The organism is Ensifer sp. D2-11 (genome assembly GCF_054161295.1).
Genome location: NZ_CP096433.1, coordinates 658,212 through 677,365, shown reverse-complemented (window position 1 = coordinate 677,365; position 19,154 = coordinate 658,212). Strand labels below are relative to the sequence as shown.

At 61.4% G+C, this 19,154-nt stretch carries 19 protein-coding genes and 2 pseudogenes; 9 read left to right on the top strand and 12 right to left on the bottom strand.

All coding sequences use genetic code 11. The features are described from left to right. Nucleotides 1-5: 5 nt before the first annotated feature. Entirely contained in the window at nt 6-557 is a 552-nt protein-coding gene (locus tag M1D34_RS03210) for a GNAT family N-acetyltransferase (RefSeq protein WP_027992906.1), read from the bottom strand. Between the two features lie 257 nt (nt 558-814). Here M1D34_RS03210 and M1D34_RS03205 point away from each other — a divergent pair, with 257 nt between their 5' ends. The 3 genes and pseudogenes from M1D34_RS03205 to M1D34_RS03195 all read left to right on the top strand — a co-directional run bounded on the left by M1D34_RS03205 (nt 815) and on the right by M1D34_RS03195 (nt 3,155). Continuing rightward, on the top strand, nt 815-1,822 hold the full coding sequence (locus M1D34_RS03205) for a glutathione S-transferase family protein (protein WP_003534460.1): 1,008 nt from the start codon (nt 815-817) through the stop codon (nt 1,820-1,822). A 165-nt stretch (nt 1,823-1,987) separates the two neighbouring features. Further along, complete coding sequence (locus tag M1D34_RS03200; protein WP_003534459.1) at nt 1,988-2,194, top strand: antitoxin VbhA family protein; 207 nt, start codon at nt 1,988-1,990, stop codon at nt 2,192-2,194. Nucleotides 2,195-2,256: 62 nt separating this feature from the next. After that, nucleotides 2,257-3,155, top strand: a pseudogene (locus tag M1D34_RS03195) (Fic/DOC family protein). Between the two features lie 124 nt (nt 3,156-3,279). Here M1D34_RS03195 and M1D34_RS03190 read toward each other — a convergent pair. Further along, nucleotides 3,280-3,771, bottom strand: a complete 492-nt coding sequence (locus M1D34_RS03190; RefSeq protein ID WP_003534456.1) for an NUDIX domain-containing protein — start codon at nt 3,769-3,771, stop codon at nt 3,280-3,282. Between the two features lie 82 nt (nt 3,772-3,853). Here M1D34_RS03190 and M1D34_RS03185 point away from each other — a divergent pair, with 82 nt between their 5' ends. The 3 genes from M1D34_RS03185 (at nt 3,854) to M1D34_RS03175 (ending at nt 6,296) form a co-directional block, all read left to right on the top strand. Continuing rightward, nucleotides 3,854-4,756, top strand: a complete 903-nt coding sequence (locus M1D34_RS03185) for a metallophosphoesterase family protein (protein WP_003534453.1) — start codon at nt 3,854-3,856, stop codon at nt 4,754-4,756. A 193-nt stretch (nt 4,757-4,949) separates the two neighbouring features. Further along, nucleotides 4,950-5,465, top strand: a complete 516-nt coding sequence (locus tag M1D34_RS03180; protein WP_028010473.1) for an RNA polymerase sigma factor — start codon at nt 4,950-4,952, stop codon at nt 5,463-5,465. A gap of 3 nt (nt 5,466-5,468) precedes the next feature. Further along, entirely contained in the window at nt 5,469-6,296 is an 828-nt protein-coding gene (locus M1D34_RS03175) for an anti-sigma factor family protein (protein WP_003534449.1), read from the top strand. A gap of 122 nt (nt 6,297-6,418) precedes the next feature. Here M1D34_RS03175 and M1D34_RS03170 read toward each other — a convergent pair whose 3' ends face one another. From M1D34_RS03170 to M1D34_RS03155, 4 genes are all read right to left on the bottom strand, one after another. Continuing rightward, nucleotides 6,419-6,847 carry a type II toxin-antitoxin system VapC family toxin gene (locus tag M1D34_RS03170; protein ID WP_003534446.1) on the bottom strand — a complete coding sequence of 143 codons (429 nt, stop codon included), beginning with the start codon at nt 6,845-6,847 and terminating at the stop codon, nt 6,419-6,421. Then, nucleotides 6,844-7,095 carry a type II toxin-antitoxin system VapB family antitoxin gene (locus M1D34_RS03165; protein WP_010969893.1) on the bottom strand — a complete coding sequence of 84 codons (252 nt, stop codon included), beginning with the start codon at nt 7,093-7,095 and terminating at the stop codon, nt 6,844-6,846. The genes M1D34_RS03170 and M1D34_RS03165 overlap by 4 nt, the downstream gene beginning before the upstream one ends. 137 nt (nt 7,096-7,232) lie before the next feature. Continuing rightward, complete coding sequence (gene leuA / locus M1D34_RS03160; protein ID WP_498780618.1) at nt 7,233-8,942, bottom strand: 2-isopropylmalate synthase; 1,710 nt, start codon at nt 8,940-8,942, stop codon at nt 7,233-7,235. A gap of 471 nt (nt 8,943-9,413) precedes the next feature. Further along, nucleotides 9,414-10,001: an ATP-dependent Clp protease proteolytic subunit gene (locus tag M1D34_RS03155; RefSeq protein ID WP_003534438.1), complete on the bottom strand. Its 588-nt coding sequence runs from the start codon at nt 9,999-10,001 to the stop codon at nt 9,414-9,416. 412 nt (nt 10,002-10,413) lie between these two features. Here M1D34_RS03155 and M1D34_RS03150 point away from each other — a divergent pair, with 412 nt between their 5' ends. Beyond that, nucleotides 10,414-12,675, top strand: coding sequence for a TonB-dependent receptor family protein (locus tag M1D34_RS03150; RefSeq protein ID WP_498780615.1), 2,262 nt, complete (start codon nt 10,414-10,416; stop codon nt 12,673-12,675). Nucleotides 12,676-12,824: 149 nt separating this feature from the next. On the opposite strand, the pseudogene M1D34_RS03145 reads toward M1D34_RS03150, so the two are convergent. Further along, a pseudogene (locus M1D34_RS03145) lies at nt 12,825-13,217 on the bottom strand (cation diffusion facilitator family transporter); the annotation flags it as partial. A gap of 79 nt (nt 13,218-13,296) precedes the next feature. On the opposite strand from M1D34_RS03145, the gene M1D34_RS03140 reads away from it, so the two are divergent. Both M1D34_RS03140 and M1D34_RS03135 read left to right on the top strand, forming a co-directional pair. Then, complete coding sequence (locus tag M1D34_RS03140) at nt 13,297-13,875, top strand: HupE/UreJ family protein (RefSeq protein ID WP_027992914.1); 579 nt, start codon at nt 13,297-13,299, stop codon at nt 13,873-13,875. After that, entirely contained in the window at nt 13,872-14,360 is a 489-nt protein-coding gene (locus M1D34_RS03135) for a GNAT family N-acetyltransferase (protein WP_027992915.1), read from the top strand. Before M1D34_RS03140 ends, M1D34_RS03135 begins: the two co-directional genes overlap by 4 nt. A 27-nt stretch (nt 14,361-14,387) precedes the next feature. Here the strand turns inward: M1D34_RS03135 and M1D34_RS03130 are convergent, their stop codons facing one another. From M1D34_RS03130 to trpLE, 5 genes are all read right to left on the bottom strand, one after another. Next, entirely contained in the window at nt 14,388-15,209 is an 822-nt protein-coding gene (locus M1D34_RS03130) for an APH(3'') family aminoglycoside O-phosphotransferase (protein ID WP_027992916.1), read from the bottom strand. 31 nt (nt 15,210-15,240) lie between these two features. Further along, nucleotides 15,241-15,705, bottom strand: coding sequence for a preQ(1) synthase (queF, locus tag M1D34_RS03125; RefSeq protein WP_027992917.1), 465 nt, complete (start codon nt 15,703-15,705; stop codon nt 15,241-15,243). After that, nucleotides 15,702-16,622 (bottom strand): cation diffusion facilitator family transporter, encoded by a 921-nt coding sequence (locus M1D34_RS03120; RefSeq protein ID WP_027992918.1) that lies wholly within the window; start codon nt 16,620-16,622, stop codon nt 15,702-15,704. Before M1D34_RS03120 ends, queF begins: the two co-directional genes overlap by 4 nt. Before the next feature lie 168 nt (nt 16,623-16,790). Then, nucleotides 16,791-18,980, bottom strand: coding sequence for an anthranilate synthase (locus M1D34_RS03115; RefSeq protein ID WP_027992919.1), 2,190 nt, complete (start codon nt 18,978-18,980; stop codon nt 16,791-16,793). 114 nt (nt 18,981-19,094) lie between these two features. Next, the gene (gene trpLE, locus M1D34_RS03110; RefSeq protein ID WP_178385068.1) at nt 19,095-19,139 is read right to left on the bottom strand and encodes a trpE operon leader peptide TrpLE; all 45 of its coding nucleotides are present in this window, start codon (nt 19,137-19,139) and stop codon (nt 19,095-19,097) included. Between the last annotated feature and the right edge of the window lie 15 nt (nt 19,140-19,154).

Sequence of the window (19,154 nt, the reverse complement as noted above, 5' to 3'; positions counted from 1 at the left end):
AGGTATCAGGCAGCCGCCCCTTGCGCCTCCGCGCGCGCGGTGAGGCAGGTGGCGCCGTCATCCCGCCAGGCGATCATGCCTTCAAGCCGCGCGTGAACGTCCGGCGCGACCGGCACGACGAGAACCCTCGCCGGATCGACGGGACCCGGGAATTGGAGCGCGCCATGGCGCACCTTCTCGAAGCCGAGCGGCTGGTAATAGGGCGGATCGCCGACGAGGATAACCGCTTCGGAGCCCTTCCGGCGCGCCGCTTCGACTGCAATGCGGACGAGTTCCCGGCCGATGCCCTGGTTCTTGTGCGAGGGCCGGACGGCAAGTGGGCCGAGCAGATGTCCTTTCACCGAGCCGGCGGTCACCGGCGTCATCCGGACCGATGCGATCGTTTCGCCATTATCGGCGCAGATGAAGGAGAGCGCCCGGTCATGGGGTCCCTGCTCGCGAATCCGCGCAGCGGCGCGGGTGAAGCGACCCGGCCCGAAGGCCTCTTCATTGATGATTTCGATGGCTGCGTCGTGGGATGCGTCTTCGGTCAGATAGACGAGATCGTGCTTTTTCATGTGTCGAGAACCGGCATGCGAACGGACATGGAGGATGGCTCGCCCCGAATGGGCGTTTGCAGCATCAGCGTCGTCGCAGGCTTCCCGACAGGATCATGGTGGTGATCGTTTCCCAGATGAAAGAGCTACCTTTTCGCCGATAGCAGAAAAACGCCGCCAGTCAAAGGGTAAAACGCACTGTTCGGAATTTCACATCTATCGGCCGCGGTTCTCAGCACTAATTATGGCGTCAGCAAACGATCGAAAGGAGTTGGCCCATGGGTAGGCTGGTGAATGGCGTCTGGCAGGATGTCTGGTACGACACGCGTGCAACGAACGGTCACTTCAAGCGCAGTGAATCGCAGTTCCGCAACTGGATCACTGCAGATGGATCGCCCGGCCCTTCCGGCGAAGGCGGCTTCGAGGCCGAAGCGGGCCGCTATCATCTCTATGTGTCCCTTGCCTGCCCCTGGGCACACCGCACGCTGATCTTCCGCAAGCTCAAGAAGCTCGAAGACCTCATCTCGCTTTCCGTCGTCGACCCGCTGATGCTGGCCAACGGCTGGGAATTCAAGGGCGAAGAACGTGGGGGAGAGGATCGGGGGGGCGAGAACGGCGGCACCGCCGATCACCTCTTCGGCTCGCGCATGCTCTGGGAAGTCTATCTGCGCGCCGACCCGGTCTATTCCGGCCGGGTGACGGTGCCGGTCCTCTGGGACAAGCGGAAGAACACGATCGTCTCGAACGAGTCCGCTGAAATCATCCGCATGTTCAACTCGGCCTTCGATCGTCTGACAGGCTCGACGGAAGACTTCTGCCCGCAGGAACTGCGGCCGGAAATCGACGCGCTCAACGCGCGCATCTACGACGCGGTCAACAACGGGGTCTACAAGGCCGGCTTCGCAACCAGCCAGGCGGCGTATGAGGAGAGCGTCACCGCCCTCTTCGCCATGCTGGACGAACTGGAGAACCGCCTCGCGTCCAAGCGCTATCTCACGGGAGACCGCCTGACCGAAGCCGATTGGCGGCTGTTCACGACTCTCGTCCGTTTCGATCCGGTCTATGTCGGCCATTTCAAATGCAACATCCGCCGCATTGCGGACTATCCGAACCTATACGGCTATCTGCGCGAGCTCTACCAGGTGCCGGGCGTCGCCGAGACGGTGAATATGCACCACATCAAGGCGCATTATTACCGCAGCCATACGACGATCAATCCCACGGGCATCGTGCCGGTGGGGCCGGCGCTCGACCTTGAAGCGCCGCACGGGCGGGACCGGCTGTAGGCGGCGCGGTCAGCACGCGTCCGTCCTCCCCACCGAATTCGGACACGGCCTTCCATCGCCGTTTCGTTACGGTCGAACCCGCCTTCGAAACATCGGAAAATGGGGCGAAATGCTGGATTTGCAGCATTTTCCCTGTTAAGGTAGCATGCAACTGGAGATTTGCCGATGAACGTTCATTCCCGCCGTCCGGACCGTTCTCCGGAAGCCATCGAGAAGCGCCGCAAGGCCACCGAGCAGGCGCGGGCTGCCAATATCCGGCAGGGTTATGTTCACGATCCGGTGCTCGAGGCGGCCAACGCCCGCTTTATCGCCGGCGACATTACCACGGAAGAGTTTCGCGAAGAGATGCTGACGCGCTTCAAGCGCGCCTAATCGTCGATCGATGAGTTGTACAAGCCGCCTGCATTCCCGGGCGGCTTTTTCATGAGGAATCGATGGCAAGCGGACAGCCGAAGGGCTCTTACACCTACCCTGCCGTTACCGATGATCCAGATCGCACGGGCGTCTTGCGCAACAAACTGAACCTGACGGCACATTCCGAACTTCGACCGGCCGAGTATGCACTGACCAACATCCGGCTGGTCGAGATAAACCAGGGAAGTGGACCGAGCGGCAATTTCGACACGGCCCACCTGAAGGCGATTCACAGGTACATTTTTCAGGACGTTTACGAATGGGCCGGGCATACGCGCAACGAGAGTCCCGTTGTCGACGGCCAGAGGGTCGAGCCTGTCGGCGGACTCTTCCAGGGCGGCACATCCTTCCTGCCCGGCTCACGCATAGAAATGGGTCTGAACGAGGCGCTGAGGCCGATCGCAGATCCGCCGGCCCTTAGCAAGGCAACGCCGGAGCAATTTGCCGAGCGGGCCGCAAAGGTCCTTTCGGAACCGAACGACGTGCATCCATTCAGAGAGGGCAACGACCGTGCTCAAGAGGCTTTTATTTCCGAGTTGGGCCGCCACTACGGGCACGCGATCGATTTTTCCCTCATCACCATGCCGCGCATGATCGAGGCGTCGATCGAAACCACGAACGACCCGTCCAGTCCCCTGATGAAGCACGCGATCGAGGACGCGATGAAGCCGGGCCGCCGTGAGGCCATCCGATCCGCATTCGACGACTTGCGGGAGAGCGGCGAAGAGCCTCTACACCATCATGTCCGCACTGCCCGCGCCGGCGAAGACATCACTGGCGCCAGGACGATCGCTTTGCCAGTCTCCTGACCGATCACGGGATCGTCGTGGCCGATCGCGCGGACCTGCCGGAAAGATTGCCACACGACGAGAAGATCACCGTCACTGCCCGGTCGGAATTTTCAAACGCCGAACGCTGATGGCATCTGCGGTAATCCATTTACAAACCGGAAGTCACTCCAACAGCCGGCGGTTTCCACACCCGCCGCCTGCTCAAGCTTGCACTGAAGCCGGCGACATTCCTCGTCAGGGGATATGCGGCCGTTACCAGAACCTGTCCGGCACTACGTCTCCCGCAAGCTCCGCCAGCCGGCGCCGGGTTGCAGGGGTGGTGTCCGCCGGAAGGTCGTCGAGCGGAAAGAAGCCCGCCGCGGCGATTTCGAGATCCGCACGCTTCGGCCGCTCCTGGCGGACATTATCGCAGCGGAAGAAGATGACGTGATCGCGTTTGCTGGTGCGCCGGTTGTAGTAGACCTGAAAGAGCAGCGGTGCCGTCGTCAGCACGAGGTTGCCCTCCTCCCTGAGCTCGCGGGCAAGGCCCTCCACCGCCGTCTCGTTGCGGTCGAGTCCGCCGCCGGGAAGATGCCAGCCCGGCAGATAGGAATGCCTTACGAGAAAGACCCGCCCCTCATCGTCGAAACAGGCAGCCCGCACGCCGAGCGTCATGCCGCGCGCCAGGGCGAAATAAACATGGGCAAACCGCGTCAGAAAGCGGAGCCGCCAGGAGGGCATCTCCGGCCCGCGGCTCTCGTCCATACGCCTTCTCCTCACATTCGCGGTGTCCGGGAATAGTCCATTACTGATTCCCCTTCAGGGGAATATGCGCTAGACGGGATCAATGTTCAAACTTGCGCATATATCCGATGTCCATCTGGGGCCGTTGCCCGATCTCTCCCTCCGCGAACTCGCCTCCAAGCGGATCACCGGATTCGTCAACTGGCACAGGAACAGGGTGCGCCACCTCTTTCCCGGGACGCTCGACTGCCTGATGAAGGACATCGAGGTGCGCAATCCGGATCACCTGGCGATTACCGGAGATCTCGTCAACCTTGCCTCTTCCCTGGAGATCGAGGCGGTTACCGAATGGCTTGCGGAAGCGGGCGACCCCAATGAAATCTCGGTCGTGCCGGGCAACCACGACGCCTATGTGCCCGGCGCATACGAGAAGATCACGCATGCATGGTATCCCTTCATGCGCGGCGATGACGGCCCCAGCGGCTGGATGAAGAAGCATGCCTGCTTTCCCTATATGCGGGTGCGCGGCAAGGTGGCGCTGATCGGCTGCTCGACGGCTGTGGCCACTCCCCCTTTCGCCGCCAGCGGCTATTTCGGGCCGCGACAGGCTCGCGCGACGGTCAACCTCCTTCGCCAGGCCGGCGAAGCCGGATTGTTCCGCATCGTCATGATCCATCACCCGCCGATCCGCGGCGCGACCTCGATGCACAAGCGCATGATCGGCATCCGCCGTTTCGCTGCCACCATCTCCGCGGGCGGGGCCGAGCTGGTTCTGCACGGCCACACGCATCTCAATACGCTCCACTGGCTCAAGGGGCATACGGGGCCGGTGCCGGTCGTCGGCATCGCATCCGCCTCGCAGGGTCCCGGCGGCAGCAAGCCCGTCGCCGCCTATAATCTCTTTTCCGTCGACGGCGAGCCCGGAGACTGGCGGTTGACCCGGGAGCGCTACGCGATCAACCCGGACGCGACCGGCGTGGTGCTCGCCGAAACGACGTATTTCTGAAGCGCCGGAAGCCTTTCGATCCCGGCCGATTCAAGGACGCGCGGCGCCGTGGGGAAAACCGTTGCCGGGGCGCAAAAACCTCTTTCCGTTCCGGCTCTTCCCTTGCAGACTTAGGACCAAATGTTCCATATCATTGATGGTGCGTCCGGATGGCGAATGGACGCGCGATCCGGCACGTTTCACTGGAAGAGCAATGCGCCCAGCGGCAGAAATGAAGGATTTCAGACGGGATTTGGTCAGCCTGCTGCCCAAACTGCGCCGCTTCGCGATCACGCTGGCCCGCAATGCCAATGACGCCGACGATCTTGTCCAGGAAGTTTGCGAGCGGGCAATCGCGCGCAGTCACCTTTGGAACGGCGAGGGCCGGCTGGAAAGCTGGGTCTATGCGATGACCCGCAATCTCTGGGTGGACGAAATCCGCAAGCGCAAGGTGCGCAGCGCCGGTGCGGTCGACGTTTTCGAGCGGGACGAACCGCACGTCGAAGCAACGGCCGAAAAGGCCGCCTATGCCAATCAGGTGCAGAAGATGATCCTGTCCATGCCGGAGGGACTGGCAAGCGTCTTCCTCCTCGTCAATGTCGAAGGCCACAGCTATCGGGAAACGGCGGAGATCCTCGGCATCCCGGTCGGTACGGTCATGAGCAGACTGTCGACGGCGCGGCTCAGGCTCGCAGCCATGTTGTCCGAAAATACGGAAAGGAGGGCCTGACCGTTGCTGCAAACGAAGGGGCTAGCGCTCGAGGTGCGGTTGTCCGCCTATATCGACGGCGAACTCGCAGAAAGCGAAAAATCCGAACTTGACGCTCTTCTCGCACGCGACGACGAGGCAAGGGCATTGCTCGAAAAGCTCAAGTCGGGCAGCGCCTTCGGCAACGGGGCTTTCGAAAACTTCCTCCATGATCCGGTGCCGCTGGCGCTGGTACGCCAGATAAAGCAAGGCCCCGGCATCAACCCGAAGTCGGAGCGGGTAACGACGGCCAGTCTTCCAAGGCGAAGCGCCCGCATCTGGCCGCGCATCCTCGCCGCTTCCACCGCCCTTTTCCTGCTCGGCGGAGCCGCCGGCTTCATTCTCGGCAGCGCCACGGATTTCGCCGAGCCGATGAACCAGGCCGATGACCGCCCCTGGATCGACGATATCGTCGGATCTCACCGCATCTTTTCGCGCCAGAAGGAGCATCTGGTCGAGGTGCCGGGAACGCAGGCGGCAGAGATCGAGACCTGGCTTGCCGCAAGCGTCGGCGTGAGCTTCACTGTCCCCAACCTCGACCGCAAGGGATTGTCCTTCGAAGGCGCGAGGCTCCTCGCCGCCAACGGAAGACCGGTCGCCCAGCTCGTCTATCGTGACCGCGAGGCAGAAGTTTTCACCATCTGCTTTCTCAAGCAAGGCGATGGACAGCAATCCGACGAATTCAGCGAGACCATCCGCGGCGACCTCGGCTTGGTCTCCTGGGAACGGGAAGGCGTCTCATTCGTGATGATCGGACCGTCATCCGATCCCGCTCTGCAGGACCTTGCCGAAACGGTGGCGGCGAATATTTGAGACTGATCAACACCGAGGAACTGCCCCGAGCCGCCGCGACCTTCTGCCCATAGGAGGCAGGGCTATCGCATATGAGTCAATGTTGGAAGCATTTCCGCTTTTCGGAGAAAGGCGCAAGTGCTCTAACCCAGGTCGGTTTGCGAGAAATCATTCCCCTTGTAGATCAGGGTCAGCCCAGACTCCTTCGCGGCCGCATAGGCGAAACAATCACCGAGATTTAGGGCCGCCGGGTGGCCCGCGACTTTCCCGTAGCGGGCCATCGCATCGAGGGCGCGAACGCCCGTGTGGGAATCGATCGTGACCTCGCTCGCACTGAGTGCCTGAATGAAGCTGTCGACCAGCTCACGGGCTTCGCCAATCAAATCGCTGCGATCTGCTTTGCCCTTCGTGGCGATGATGCGCAGTCTCGTGAGTGCGGCGACCGCCTCGAAACGCACGAGCGGCGAAACGCAGAGCTTCCCGTCCGCGTCGCTCAGGCGCTTTTCCAATTCCTCAAAGCCGGGTTCCTCGTTCAATATCGCAACGATGACGGAGGCGTCGACGAAGCTCACTCGCCCTCCTCCCAAAGCTCATCCATAAGCTTTTTCATATCGATCCCGTGAACAGGCGGGCCTAGCCGGTCGCGCGCCTGTTGCCGCAAGGCGGCCAGCTTTTCGCGCAGCGGAATTTCGTCTTCCACACGATCCAGTTCGTGTTGCAGAGCAATGCGGACAGCATCTGTCTTGGTGCGGACACCTAGGCGTTCTTGAAGTTTTTCCGCCATTCGGTCCACGGTGGGATCTTTGATGTAGAGAGCCATAAGGATATCCTTTCGCGGATATCCTTATATACCGAAACGGATAGCCCACCTATAGAAATCAAGTTCAATGGGCGTTCCCCCTCTCCCCGCACGCGGAGAGAGGGTCAGGGCAAGGGGCCATCACGAGGACAAGTGCGTCACTTCCCCACCACGTCCAGCACGCGGTTGGCAGCCGAGACGATCGCCTCCAGTGAGGCGGCCACGATATTGGTGTTGATACCGACGCCGAAGAGCTTGCCGCCCGGATACTCGACCTCGACATAGGCGATCGCAGCGGCGTTCGAACCATGCTGCAGCGAATGCTCGGAGTAATCCGCCACCGAGAGTTCGACGCCGAGATAGATCGACAGCGCATTGATGAAGCCGTCGATCGGGCCCGTGCCCTTGCCCTCGATCTGCCTGGTCTCGCCGCCATCAGTGATTTCGGCGGCAACGACACGCAGGCCCTTATGCTCGCCTACCGGGTAGGTGTGATGGTCGACGAACTTGATGCGCGCGCCCGGCTGCTCGACATAGCTTTCGATGAAGCGCTGATGGATGCGCTTCGAGGGCAGCTCCTTGCCTTCCTCGTCGGTAATGCGCTGGACTTCCTCACGGAACTCGATCTGCAGATTGCGCGGCAGATTGATACCGTAGTCCTCCTGCAGGATATAGGCGATGCCGCCCTTGCCCGATTGCGAGTTGATGCGGATGATCGCTTCGTAGCTGCGTCCGACATCGCGCGGATCGATCGGCAGATAGGGTACCTCCCAGGTCGGCTTGTTCGCCTGTTTGATCGCCTTCATGCCCTTGTTGATGGCATCCTGATGCGAGCCGGAGAAGGCCGTGTAGACCAGTTCGCCTACATAGGGGTGGCGTTCCGGAATGACCATCTGGTTGGAATATTCGTAGACTTCCTTGATCCGCTCGATGTCCGAGCAGTCGAGCTTGGGATCGACGCCCTGCGTGAACATGTTGAGCGCCAGCGTCACCACATCGACGTTGCCGGTGCGCTCGCCATTGCCGAAGAGCGTCCCCTCGACACGGTCGGCGCCCGCCATCAGCCCCAGCTCGGTGGCGGCAATGCCGGTGCCGCGATCGTTGTGCGGATGCAGCGAGACGATCAGGTTCTCGCGATTGTCGAGATTGCGGCACATCCATTCGATCTGGTCGGCATAGATGTTCGGCGTCGCCATCTCCACGGTCGAGGGCAGGTTGATGATGAGCTTGTTGTCCGCCGTCGGCCGGACGATCTCTATCACGGCGTTGCAAATCTCCAATGCCACTTCGAGTTCGGTGCCGGTGAAGCTTTCCGGCGAGTATTCGAAGCGATAACCGCCGCCCGCTTTCGCGGCCATGTCGGTGATCATCTTGGCGGCGTCAGTCGCGATCTGCTTGATGCCGGCCACGTCCTTGCCGAAGACGACGCGGCGCTGCAGCTCGCTCGTCGAATTGTAGAAATGTACGATCGGCCGGTGCGCACCTTCAAGCGCCTCGAAGGTCCGCGCGATCAATTCCGGCCGGCACTGGACCAGCACCTGCAGGGACACGTCTTCGGAAACGTTGCCTTCCTCGACGCACCAGCGGGCGAAATCGAAATCCGTCTGCGACGCGGACGGGAAGCCGATCTCGATCTCCTTGAAGCCCATGTCCAGGAGGAGGTGGAACATGCGCGCCTTCCGGTCGTGACCCATCGGATCGACGAGCGCCTGGTTGCCGTCGCGCAGATCCACGGAACACCAGATAGGCGCCTCGGTGATCGCCTTTGACGGCCACGTGCGATCCGGCAGCGCGATCTGCGGATAGGGCTGATATTTCACAGCCGCCTCGGGCATGCCGGTCTTGATGGAATGCGATTTCAAAATCATGTGCAGCTTCTCTTCGTCACTTGAGCGTAGCCTGCCGCATGCAATAGCCGATCATTCGGGACATTGCGATGGCGATGCCGCGGGGGCCGCGCGATTTGGTTCAGCTTTTCTGGATTTCGAGGAGCAGGTGCCGGCAAGGCTTTTCGGCCGCCGGGCGCTCCTCAGCGAACCCGGCAACCGCGGATAAGGCCGAGAAGAAGAAGGGATGCGGTGGCGCGCGCAGGAGCACGATTGGCATCGTGTCCGGAAGAGATCGCTGCGATCTTGTGTGCGTCAGCCTGAGTCATGGAAAAGCCTATACACGGCTTGGTAAAGCGGAGCAAGAGTGCCCTCTCCTCGGGTTTGAACCGAGGACTAGCCCCTTTCCCCGCGCGGGGAAAGGGGACTGAGGCGGCGCCGCCGCTCCCTTCGCCCCCCTTGCGGGGAGAAGGTGCCGGCAGGCGGATGAGCGGCCGCCCCTTGCCGCCCGGACTAAATCTCCGCGATGGAGGTGACGATGCGCGAAACGAGACCGTAGGCCTTCGCCTCTTCCGCACCGAGCCAGTAATCGCGATCCGTGTCCTTGGCGATCTTGTCGACCGGCTGTCCGGTCGCTTCGGAGAAGATCCGGTTCAGACGCTCGTTCATCTTGATGATCTCGCGCGCCTGGATCTCGATGTCGGAAGCCATGCCGCGCGTGCCGCCCGAGGGTTGGTGCAACAGGAAGCGGGTGTTCGGCAGGCACAGGCGCTGCTCCTTCGGCGCTGCGACATAGATGAGCGCGCCCGCGGACGCGACCCAGCCGGTACCGATCGTCCAGACCTTCGGCTTCACGAACTTGATCATGTCGTGGATGCTGTCGCCGGATTCGACATGGCCGCCCGGCGAGTTGACGAAGAGGCGGATATCGTCGTCGCTGGCCGCGGCAAGCGCTACGAGCTGCGAGCAGACCTTCTGCGCGAGTTCCTGGGTGATGGTCCCGTAAATGAAAATCGAACGCGACTTGAAAAGGTTCGCCTCCGTCTCCTTGCCCAAGGGCAATTCGGTCTTCTTTTCTTCCTGGTCGTCGTCGTTCCGCATTCTTCGGACTCCTCATGAAATGTCTTCCAACCAGATAATGCGACTCGACGGCGAAAACAATGCGAACCACCGCCGCGCCGTGACGATACGTTGCAACGGCTTGCCTGATCTCCAACAACCCGAATCCAGGAATTCGCATCTTTAGATGGAATTATTATAATTTATATTTGAAATTATATTCCAATATTTAGTAATGTTTATAGTATTATACAGTAGTTATTTAGAATTTTATCAGTACTATGGTAAACTTATATAGCCATAACCTCTTTTCTCGAATCACTAACGCATATCATTTTGGTTTTGTCACGCGATAATTCGTACGATCTACGTAAAATCTTGACTTATTAGGTATAGAATAATTCTATATTAGAAGTTTTGAACTGACAATTCTGGGGCATAGGGGACATTTAGAATGATTCTATGGAGATCAAGCGCGAGTCGTCTGGCAATTGTAATTGGTGCCGGCCTTTGGAGCATGCCTATACTTGTGCAGGCGCAAGAATCTCCCAAAGAAAACAGAACTTTGCTCGCTCCTATTGTCGTCACCGCGGACAAATCCGACGCATTCGCGATCGGCGGTTCGGTCCAGCGGCTGGACCTGACGGATATGGAGCGCTTTTCCTATAGCGACCCCAATCGGGTATTGCGGCAGATTCCGGGTGTTTATCTTCAAGAGGAAGAGGGGTTCGGCCTTAGGCCCAACATAGGCATCCGTGGTTCGGGTACAGACCGCAATGCCCGCATAACGGTCATGGAAGACGGCATCCTGATCGCGCCGGCCCCCTATGCGGCGCCTGCGGCCTATTATTTTCCCAAGATGGCGCGCATGTCGGGCGTAGAGGTGGCCAAGGGACCGGCAGCAATAAAATACGGTCCGATGACCGTTGGCGGCGCGATCAATCTTTTCTCGACCCCTATTCCCGATTCCGATATCGGAACGCTGACCGGAAAGGCGGACATTCTCGGTGGCAGCTATGGCGGCCGACGTGTCCACGCCTGGACCGGAGGTTGGGCGCCGCTGGGCGACGCGTTCGAGATCGGCGGACTTATCGAAGGGCTTTACGATAAATCGGATGGCTTCAAGGATATCGATCGCGGCGGCGACACCGGATTCGATCTCACCGATTGGGGCGGCAAGCTGGGCTTTCGCACGGCCGATGGAACGCAGAATTTCGAGTTCAAGTATCAAAACTACGATGAAACCAGCAATGAGACCTATCTCGGCCTGACCCTGGACGATTTCAAGGACACGCCTTTCAGGCGCTATAACGCCAGTCAGAAGGACGTGATCGACGCCGCGCATAATATCTATCAATTCAGCCACAGTTACGAGATCACACCCGACATCAACCTGACGACGACCGTCTACCGTACCGATACCACGCGGGCCTGGTACAAGCTCAACGATGTCCGTAACGACTCCGATACTGGCTGGGTATCCCTCAGCAACATCCTGGCGGACCCCGATACGTATTCGACGCAGATGGCCGATATCGTCGGTGCGGACGGATATACCGGCCGAGCGGGGGCATTGCGTGTGCGCAACAACGCCCGCGCCTATCAGGCGACCGGCATTCAAAGCGTGCTGACCACGAATTTCGATACCGGCGAACTCAGCCACGAACTCGAATTGTCCGCGCGCTATCATCAGGACGAGGAAGACCGCTTCCAGCAGGACGATCGCTACCAGATGGTCAATGGGCGCATGATCCTGACCTCCGCGGGCGCGCCGGGCAGCCAGTCCAACCGCCTGAATGAAGCCAAGGCATGGGCTTTCTTCGCGCGCGACACGATCGAAGCCGGACCGTTCACCTTCGTTCCCGGCCTGCGCTATGAATCGATCAATCTGGACCAGACGAACTGGGGGAGCGCCGACCCCGGCCGCAACGGGCCGACCACTGCAAAACAGTCCTATGTCGATGTGTTCATCCCCGGCCTGTCGGCAACCTGGAGCGCCACCGACGAGGTTCTGCTGGTGGCCGGTGTCCATCGCGGCTTTGCCAGCCCCGCTCCGGGATCGGACGTGGATCCCGAGACTTCATGGAACTACGAATCCGGCGTGAAGTATGATTCCGACGGCTGGCGCGCCGGTGCCATAGGCTTCATCAACAGCTATTCGAACCTGCTTGGAACCTGCACCGCATCCACCGGAGGCAATTGCACCATTGGTGATCAGTTCGAGGGCGGCGAGGTCAGCGTCAAAGGCATCGAATTGACCGTTGGCCGCACATTTGGCAGTATCGATAGTAACGGCTTCGAGGTTCCGGTAACGCTTGCCTACACCTACACGAACGCCAGGTTCCGGTCGAGTTTCGAGAGCGACTATGATCTATGGGGCGAAGTAACGGCGGGCGACGAGTTGCCCTATACCCCGCAGAACCAGATAACGGTGGGCGTCGGCTTGGAAATGGAACGGGCGCGGTTGAATACGCTGATCAACTGGGTGGATGTCGCACGGGCTATGGCCGGAAGCGGTCCGATTGCCGAATCGGATCGGGTCGATAGCCGCATACTGGTGGACCTCTCGGCTGAAATCGATCTGAGCCCGAATATGAAACTGTACGGGGTGGCCCAGAACCTGTTCAACAAAACCTATAATGCCGGCTTTTCCCCATCCGGCGCGCGTCCCGGGGCGCCGCTGACCGTTATGGCGGGCATACGCTCGCGGTTCTGATAGAACCGTCAGGCCGAGACCATAACGACGACGGCAGCGGGGATGGCCATCCATGTTCGTCTGCCGTCGGAAATCGTCCCGCGTTCTCGCAAACCTCTCCTTCAAAGATACCGTCCGGCGTGCAAAATGGGCGGACGCCCAGCAAGCAATCACAAAAGGTTCCTACCTCGCGACAAAATGGCGATCCTCGCGTCCGGGTGGACCGCGCGGATCGCGTCCTCGATCCGGTCGCAAATATCGTGCGCGTCACCGACCGCCATCGCCTCCGGCACGGCCATGTGAAAATCCACGAAGGTCGACGGGCCCGCCTGCCGCGTCTTCAGGTCGTGGACCCCGAGCGACCCGCCGGCATTGGCCGCGATCGCCGCTTTGATCGCCTCCTCCTCGTCCGCCTGCACCGCCTTGTCCATCGGCCCGTCGACCGAAAGCGAAATGACCTTCCAGCCCTGAAGGAGAATATTGCCGGCGACGATCACCGCAACCAAGGGATCGAGGATCGCGTAACCCGTGGCGGTGGCAAGAAGAAGGCCGACCAGCACAGGGCCCGCCAAATGACGTATGGACAGCCGATGGGAGCCCAATAAGATCAGCGGGTCATCAATGTCTGTATGGGGGCCCAGAATGAAGAAATCCGTCCTTCTCGCAGCCGCGCTCTTCGCCGGCTCCTCCGCACCGGCCTTCGCCCATCTCGATCCAGCCGAACACGGGTCGCTGATGGCGGGCCTTTCCCATCCGCTGTTCGGAGCCGACCACATCCTTGCGATGATCGCTGTCGGCCTTTGGGCGGCCCAGATCGGCGGCAGGGCGCTGTGGAGCGTGCCGGCTGCCTTTGTCGCAACGATGGTGCTCGGCTTCGTCCTCGCCCGGGCGGGCGCTCCCCTGCCCTTTGTCGAACCGGCCATCCTCGCCTCCGTCGTGGCGCTCGGTCTGGTCGTCGCAGTGGCCGTCCGGCTCGACGCCACAACGGCTGCAGCCGTCGTCTCTGTCTTCGCGCTCTTCCATGGCCATGCCCACGGCGGAGAATTGGGAATGGCCGGCACCTGGTCGTTTGCAGCAGGCTTCGTGATCTCGACCGTTCTCCTGCACATTGCCGGCATCGGTCTCGGCATGGGGCTCGCGCGGCTTGCGGACCGCGGCGTCGTCACTCGTATTGTCGGCGGAATAATGGCCATAGCCGGCGCAACCTTGATCGTCGGATGATGCTGGTTCGCGCCGCGCTGCCGCAGGAGGCGGACGTTCTCGCTCAAATCGGCCTTGCAGCCTGGCGCAAGGGCATAAAGCCGCTTGTGCCGGCACATGTTGCGGCGGCCACCGAACAGAAGAACCCGTTCCTGCCGTTCGTGCGGGAACTGGGGCCTCGCATTCTCGTCGCTGAAGTCGACGGAGAACCTGCCGGTCTCGGCGCCCGCGAACACGATGACGACGTCATCAGCGATATCTGGGTGGCCCCGGCCTTCGAAGGACGGGGCGCCGGATCGGGCCTCATAAAGGCGCTTGAAGCGCAAATCGCCGAGCGTGGATACGGGCAAGCCGCAATCCAGGTGGCGGCCCGGAACGAGCGGGCGCTTCAGCTCTACCAGCATCTCGGCTACCGAGTGCTTTGGAGGAAGGTCGCTTTCGACCCGATACTCCAGACCGAACTGGAAAAGATCGGCCTGTCAAAAGCACTTCGGCTTGATCAATAGGTCAATCCGTCTGAAGCGGCAGGCGGCTCATCCCCAGGTCAGCGGATCCAGCCGAAGATAGAAAACGAGACGGTCTTCGTCCGGTGCCGAGATCCCGTGAATGTCGAAGAGGCAGTCCCGCGCGGTCTCCGCATCGGCTTCTCCGGTCCAGCTTTCGCGAGCATTGCCAAGCAGAAGCGAAAAATCGACGTATCGATCCGCCGTTCCGAGCCGGCCCAGGTCGATCACGCCCGTGCAGCGGTGTGTATCCGGATCGACCATGAAGTTCGGCAGGCATGCGTCGCCATGACAGATTACGAGATCGGAAGGCTCGTCGATCAGGTGCCTCGGCAGTTCGGCCCGCAGAGCGTCGAGCAGTTCGCCCGGGGGAGTGTTCTGATCCTCCGGGGCCAGGAAATCCGGATTGACGGCATCGCGCCGGACGACATCCGCGGCCCGGTCGAACATCGACGCGAGCCGCCGCCCGAAAGGGCAGGCTTCCGTCGGCAATTCATGCAGCAGCTTCAATTGCCGCAGGATCGACGGCCAGGCTTTCTTGAGGTCGACCGCGGAGAGCTCGCTTGCCGGCACACCCGGCAGCGCGCTGATGACGAGGCATGCTTCATTCTCTGCCGCGATCCACTCGCAGACGGAGGGCGAGCCCAGGCGGAACGGCGCCAGCCAAGCGACACGATCGCGCTCCCCCTCGAGCAGTGCTGCGGCCTTGCCGCTCGCAATCTTCGCATAGGCGCCGCCGTCGCTGCGACGATAGACGCGGTCATCGGATTCGCCGTGACGAACCGGCGTCCATTCCCGACCCGTGGGCAGTTTCGGAAGCAGAATTTCGTCACCGGCGTGGCGCCTGCTCATGAAGCCCGCCATTGCAAATGCGCAGACGCCATCATCCCCGTCCGCGATAGGTCGGCACGCCCTGATCCGGCAGCCAGACGCCCTCCGGCGGGTTTCCCGTCTGCCAGAAAACGTCGATCGGGATGCCGCCGCGGGGATACCAGTAGGCGCCGATCCGGAGCCACTTCGGAGAAAGCAGCGAAACCAGGCGCTTGGCGATCTCGATCGTGCAATCCTCGTGGAAAGCGCCGTGGTTGCGGAACGAATGCAGGAACAGCTTGAGCGATTTCGACTCCACCAGCCAGCCGTCAGGCACATAGTCGATGACGATGTGGGCGAAATCGGGCTGCCCGGTCATCGGGCAAAGCGAGGTGAACTCGGGCGCCGTAAAGCGGACGACGAAATCCGTGCCGCCATGCCCGCTCGGCACTCTTTCGAGCACCGCCTGTTCCGGGCTTTGGGGCAGATCGACCTTTGCCCCCAGTTGTGAAAGTCCCGATACGTCAGTCTTGGTCATTTCCGTGATGCTCCACTAACTTTGACGCGCACCCCGTGCGCCTTTTCGCCTTCCGGTTCGACGTGAATGGCGATCCCCGCGCCCGGATGTACGACGCGAATCGCATCCTCGATCCGGTCGCAGATGTCGTGCGCGTCACCGACCGCCATCGCCTCCGGCACGACCATGTGAAAATCCACGAAGATCGCCGGGCCCGCCTGACGCGTCTTCAGGTCGTGGACCCCGAGAGAGCCGCCGGCATTGGCCGCGATCGCCGCCTTGATCGCCTCCTCCTCGTCCGCAGGCACCGCCTTGTCCATCAGCCCGTCGACCGAACGCGAAATCACTTTCCAGCCCTGGAACAGGATATTGCCCGCGACAATTACGGCGAGCAGCGGATCGAGGATCGCGTAGCCCGTGGCGATGGCAAGAAGAAGGCCGACGAGCACGCCCACGGAGGTCACGACATCCGAGAGAATGTGTTGGCCGTCCGCACTCAGTGCCGGCGAGCGATGGCGGCTGCCCGCGCGGATGAGCACATAGGCCCAGATCGCATTGACGACGCCGGCAGCGAAGTTGATGGCGAGGCCGAGCGTCGGTGCATTCAGAAGCACCGGTGCCATCATTTCGGGAATGGCCTCCCAGATGATCAGCAACGCCGCCAGGACGATCAGCACGCCTTCGATGACTGCGGAGAAGTATTCCGCCTTGTGATGCCCGAAGGGGTGGTCGGCATCGGCCGGCTTTGCCGCATAGCCGATCATCGCATAGGCGATCACCGCGGCGACCACGTTGACGGAAGATTCCAGCCCGTCGGACAGGAGCGCCACCGAGCCCGTCACCCACCAGGCGAGCATCTTAAGGCCCATCACGCCCAGCGACAGGGGGATGCCCCAGAAGGCGAGTCGCAGGATGGTTCTATTGTCGGTTCCGGTCATCTTCATTCCTCCTGCAGATGCAAACGAGTTGCAGATGCAAGGCCATTCAAATGCAAAACCGCCCGCGCGGGTTTTCGCGCAGGCGGATCATGGGCGCCATATGGGCGATCACGGGCCGCTTGTCAAACGGTCGAATGCCTCGAGCCGGTCCAGCCGACGCGCAGGAGGTCAGGCTGCCTTGGTCTTCGCCCGCTTGGCGAGATGGGCAACCACGTTCTCGATCATCCGCATGCCGGCGTCGCCGCCGAGCGTCATGATCGATTCCGGATGGAACTGCACGGCCGCCACCGGCTCCTTGCTGTGTTCGATGCCCATGATCGTACCATCTTCGCTTTCGGCCGTGATCACGAAATCGCGCGGCAGATTGGACGGATCGGCGAAAATCGAATGATAGCGCCCGACCGTCACCTCCTTGCCGAGGCCGGAGAAGACGATGCCGGGTTCGAGCACGCGGATGCGCGAGGGCTTCCCATGCATCGGGATCGCCAGTTGACGAAGGTCGCCGCCATAGGCCTCCGCGAGCGCCTGCAGCCCCAGGCAGACGCCGAAGATCGGCAGGTCCCGCGCCCGCGCCTTCTTGATCGTCGCCTTGCAGTCGAAGTCCTTCGGGGTGCCGGGACCGGGCGAAAGCACGACGAGGTCCGGCTTGACCCGGTCGAAGATTTCCTCGGCCACCGGCGTGCGCACGGTGGTGACGGACGCGCCGGTCTGGCGGAAGTAGTTCGCCAGGGTATGGACGAAGCTGTCCTCGTGATCGACGAGCAGGATGCTGACTCCGGCGCCGACGGCGGCGACATCGCGCGCGGATTTGGCGCTGTTTGCGGATTTCGCGTCGCGGATGGCTGCAATCATGGCAGAGGCCTTCAGTTCGGTTTCGGCTTCTTCTTCTTCCGGATTGGAATCATAGAGGAGCGTCGCACCCGCCCTCACCTCGGCGATCCCGTCCTTGATGCGGATGGTACGCAAGGTCAGCCCGGTATTCATGTCGCCGTTGAAGCCGACCATGCCGATCGCGCCGCCATACCAGGCACGCGGGCTCTTCTCGTGGCTCTCGATGAAGCGCATGGCCCAGAGCTTCGGCGCGCCGGTAACGGTCACCGCCCAGGCGTGGCTGAGGAACCCGTCGAAGGCGTCCATATCGTCGCGCAGGCGCCCCTCGATGTGATCGACCGTGTGGATCAGCCGCGAATACATCTCGATCTGACGCCGGCCGATCACCTTGACCGAGCCCGGCACGCAGACCCGGCTCTTGTCGTTGCGGTCGACGTCCGAGCACATGGTGAGCTCGGACTCGTCCTTTTTCGAGTTCAAGAGCTTCAGGATCTGCTCGCTGTCGGCGATCGGATCGTCGCCGCGCTTGATCGTACCGGAGATCGGGCAGGTCTCGATGCGCCGGCCGGAAACGCGCACGAACATCTCCGGCGAAGCACCGACGAGATATTCCTGGTTGCCGAGATTGATGAAGAAGGAATAGGGCGACGGATTGATCGCCTTCAGCCGGTTGGAAATCTCGGACGGGCGGCTTTCGCAGCGCTCGTAGAATTTCTGCCCCGGCACCACTTCGAACAGATCGCCGCGACGGAAGCTTTCCTTCGCCTTGACGACGAGCTCGGCATATTCGCCCGGGCGGTGATCCCCGTGCGGCGGGATGCTGTCGACGCTGCGGAACGGCTCGGGAGCAATGTCCGCTGCCTTGCCCTCGGTCGAAAGGTTCTCCCTGGCGAAATCGTAGCGGTCGATCCAGGCCTTGGCCGCATAGTGATCGACCACAAGGATCTCGTCCGGCAGAAAGAGAACCATGTCGCGCTGGTCGTCCGGACGCGAAAGCTTCAGTTCGATCGCATCGAACTGGAAGGCGAGGTCGTAGCCGAAAGCGCCATAGAGGCCGAGGTTCGAGTCCTCCTCCGAGTGGAAGAGGTTCGTCACCGCGCGAAGAACCGTAAAGACCGTCGGCATCTTCGACCGCTCTTCCTCGGTGAAGACACGATCGGGCTCGTTGATGGTGAGGTCGAGGCGGCGGGCGGCAAGCGAGCCGAGCGTGATGTCGGCAACGGACTTCAGATCCTCGGCGATCAGCGCCAGCAGTACTTCGCCGCGTTCGTTATAGGCTTCGATCCAGAGCGAGCGACCGAAGGAGGAGATGGCAAGCGGCGGGTCGACCACCGCAGTGTCCCAGCGGGTATAGCGGCCGGGATATTCGTAGTTCGAGGAAAAGACCGCGCCGCGGCGTTCGTCCAGCCGGTCCACATAACCGGCGATCGCGTCGCTGTAGGATGCCTCGCGCCGCCTGCGGGTGACGACGATGCCACCCTTCGTGGTATAACTCTCCGCGCCGTCTTCCAGAATTACCGCTGCCATTCGTCTCGCTCCGTAAAAGCCCGGTCTTTCCACGCGGCCCGAATACGAAAAAAGCCGCCTCGAAATCTCCGGGCGGCTCCATCTCTCAATCACGCATGACTGGTCAAGGCCGCCTCAGCGAGCCCACCACCAGATCGAAATGTTCTGCGTGTTTGCCATGGGCGGAAGTGTTAG

Bases quoted from the DNA above. Each gene is read 5' to 3' on its own strand.
- M1D34_RS03190 (WP_003534456.1), bottom strand. From the start codon at position 3,771: ATGGACGAGAGCCGCGGGCCGGAGATGCCCTCCTGGCGGCTCCGCTTT.
- M1D34_RS03120 (WP_027992918.1), bottom strand. From the start codon at position 16,622: ATGACCGGAACCGACAATAGAACCATCCTGCGACTCGCCTTCTGGGGC.
- M1D34_RS03180 (WP_028010473.1), top strand. From the start codon at position 4,950: ATGCGCCCAGCGGCAGAAATGAAGGATTTCAGACGGGATTTGGTCAGC.
- M1D34_RS03150 (WP_498780615.1), top strand. From the start codon at position 10,414: ATGATTCTATGGAGATCAAGCGCGAGTCGTCTGGCAATTGTAATTGGT.
- M1D34_RS03210 (WP_027992906.1), bottom strand. From the start codon at position 557: ATGAAAAAGCACGATCTCGTCTATCTGACCGAAGACGCATCCCACGAC.
- M1D34_RS03130 (WP_027992916.1), bottom strand. From the start codon at position 15,209: ATGAGCAGGCGCCACGCCGGTGACGAAATTCTGCTTCCGAAACTGCCC.
- queF (WP_027992917.1), bottom strand. From the start codon at position 15,705: ATGACCAAGACTGACGTATCGGGACTTTCACAACTGGGGGCAAAGGTC.
- leuA (WP_498780618.1), bottom strand. From the start codon at position 8,942: ATGATTTTGAAATCGCATTCCATCAAGACCGGCATGCCCGAGGCGGCT.
- M1D34_RS03135 (WP_027992915.1), top strand. From the start codon at position 13,872: ATGATGCTGGTTCGCGCCGCGCTGCCGCAGGAGGCGGACGTTCTCGCT.
- M1D34_RS03200 (WP_003534459.1), top strand. From the start codon at position 1,988: ATGAACGTTCATTCCCGCCGTCCGGACCGTTCTCCGGAAGCCATCGAG.
- M1D34_RS03185 (WP_003534453.1), top strand. From the start codon at position 3,854: ATGTTCAAACTTGCGCATATATCCGATGTCCATCTGGGGCCGTTGCCC.
- M1D34_RS03165 (WP_010969893.1), bottom strand. From the start codon at position 7,095: ATGGCTCTCTACATCAAAGATCCCACCGTGGACCGAATGGCGGAAAAA.
- M1D34_RS03140 (WP_027992914.1), top strand. From the start codon at position 13,297: ATGAAGAAATCCGTCCTTCTCGCAGCCGCGCTCTTCGCCGGCTCCTCC.
- M1D34_RS03155 (WP_003534438.1), bottom strand. From the start codon at position 10,001: ATGCGGAACGACGACGACCAGGAAGAAAAGAAGACCGAATTGCCCTTG.
- M1D34_RS03205 (WP_003534460.1), top strand. From the start codon at position 815: ATGGGTAGGCTGGTGAATGGCGTCTGGCAGGATGTCTGGTACGACACG.
- M1D34_RS03115 (WP_027992919.1), bottom strand. From the start codon at position 18,980: ATGGCAGCGGTAATTCTGGAAGACGGCGCGGAGAGTTATACCACGAAG.